The organism is Actinomadura sp. NBRC 104412 (assembly GCF_030269515.1).
Lineage (GTDB): Bacteria > Actinomycetota > Actinomycetes > Streptosporangiales > Streptosporangiaceae > Spirillospora.
Genome location: NZ_BSTM01000086.1, coordinates 1 through 1,274, shown reverse-complemented (window position 1 = coordinate 1,274; position 1,274 = coordinate 1). Strand labels below are relative to the sequence as shown.

2 protein-coding genes are annotated in these 1,274 nt (G+C 63.3%); both read left to right on the top strand.

Annotated elements, in window-relative coordinates; all coding sequences use genetic code 11:
• The first annotated feature begins 59 nt into the window (after positions 1-59).
• Positions 60-365 (top strand): transposase, encoded by a 306-nt coding sequence (locus QSK21_RS35820; RefSeq protein ID WP_285702205.1) that lies wholly within the window; start codon positions 60-62, stop codon positions 363-365.
• A complete protein-coding gene (locus QSK21_RS35815) occupies positions 365-1,237 on the top strand; it encodes an IS3 family transposase (protein WP_352231383.1) in 873 nt (290 codons plus the stop codon). The genes QSK21_RS35820 and QSK21_RS35815 overlap by 1 nt, the downstream gene beginning before the upstream one ends.
• Positions 1,238-1,274: the final 37 nt, after the last annotated feature.

The window sequence follows — 1,274 nt, the reverse complement described above, 5'->3', positions numbered from 1 at the left end:
TGAGCTTCCCCCCGTTCACCGGACACCTGTCCTGAGGTCACCGGCGATCATCAGGAAGGATGTTCGTCATGCCGTCACCACACCCGCCCGAGTTCCGGCGCCGCGCGGTCGAGCTGGCCCGCCAAGGCGACAAGTCCATGGTCCAGCTCGCCAAGGATCTGGGAATCAGCCGGTCCTGCCTGCAGAACTGGGTGAACCAGGCCAACGCCGATGATGACAAAGATGGCGCATCGGGTCGACTGACAACAGCGGAGAAGAAGGAACTGGCCGAACTGCGGCGCCGTAACAGGCAGCTGGAGACCGAGAACGAGATCCTCAAGCGGGCGGCGGCCTACTTCGCCCGTGAGAACGTACTCCCAAAGTAATCTACTCGCTGGTCCGTGAACTCGCCGACGACTCCATCCCGGTCGCGGTGGCCTGCCGAGTTCTGAACGTCTCCACCTCGGGATATTACGACTGGCTGGGGCGGCCCGAGCCGCCTCGTGCGCTGCGGAACAAGGAACTGACGAAAATGATCCGCGAAATCCATGCCGAATCCCGTGGAAGCTACGGCTCACCGCGGGTGCATGCGGAATTGACGCTGGGGCTGGGTGAGCGGGTCAACCGCAAGCGGGTGGAGCGGCTGATGCGCCAGGCCGGGCTGCAGGGCGTCTACCGGCGCAAGGGGCGGCGCAACCTGGTCAACCGAGCGACCGAGGAGGACCTGGTGCAGCGCCGGTTCGATGTCGCCGGTCCGGACCGGCTATGGCTCACCGATATAACCGAACACCCCACAGCGGAAGGGAAACTGTACTGCGCGGCCGTTATGGACGCCTATTCGCGGCGGATCATCGGCTGGTCGATCGATTCCCGGCAGGACACCGATCTGGTGGTCAATGCACTCGCGATGGCTGTGGCGCGGCGCGATCCGCCGCCTCGTTCTACAATCTTGCATTCCGATCACGGGACGCAATATACGTCCTGGGCGTTCGGGAAGCGGCTGCGGGACGCCGGGCTGCTCGGTTCGATGGGCACGGTCGGTGATTGCTACGACAATTCCATGATGGAGTCGTTCTGGGGGACGATGCAGCTGGAGTTGCTCGACACCCGCACCTGGAAAACCCGAGAAGAACTTGCCGGCGCGGTCTTCGAATGGATCGAGTGCTGGTACAATCCATACAGGCGGCATTCCAGTATCGGGATGCACAGCCCCGTCACGTTCGAAGGGCTCAACCTGCCCTCAGACACCACCGAGTGACCTCACCGCAGGTGTCCGTGCTACGGGGGGAACCTCA